Origin of the sequence: Clostridium sp. DFI.1.208, assembly GCF_024463855.1 — a bacterium.
Lineage (GTDB): Bacteria > Bacillota_I > Bacilli_A > Erysipelotrichales > Erysipelotrichaceae > Clostridium_AQ.
The window spans coordinates 1-389 of record NZ_JANGCA010000215.1; the positions used below are offsets into that span (position 1 = coordinate 1).

The following is a 389-nucleotide window of genomic DNA, read 5'->3' on the forward strand; positions in this document are numbered from 1 at the left end:
TCTTTATCTCCATCATCGATCACGATGCGCACCCGCATGTTGTAGTTGTTGTTCGCTGCATTTTCGATACGCAGCGTCCCCTTGCTCTTCCCATTCTCGAATACCGGGGTACTGTTGATCGAGATCGCCAGCATCCCCTCATCCACCTTGTTGTTCATCAGCTCCTGGATCTGGTCCTTCGTCAGTCCGTCCAGACTTCCATCCTCAGCTGCACTGTCGAACCGAAAGCCACCACGCAACAGGGACCATCCCGCCAGACATGCCGCAAGCAGGAGCAGGACGATCAGGAAGATCATCCCCTTGCGCTGCTTCCCTGCTCTCTTCTCTTCTGTTTCCATCCCTTACTCCTCTCTGATCTCGTACTGTTTTCTTTCATAGGTTGCGACATC

Annotated in this window: 1 pseudogene; it reads right to left on the reverse strand. The window is 53.2% G+C overall.

Annotated features, from left to right (window positions below):
• A pseudogene (locus NE665_RS24095) lies at nucleotides 1-338 on the reverse strand (hypothetical protein); the annotation flags it as partial.
• Nucleotides 339-389 lie beyond the last annotated feature (51 nt).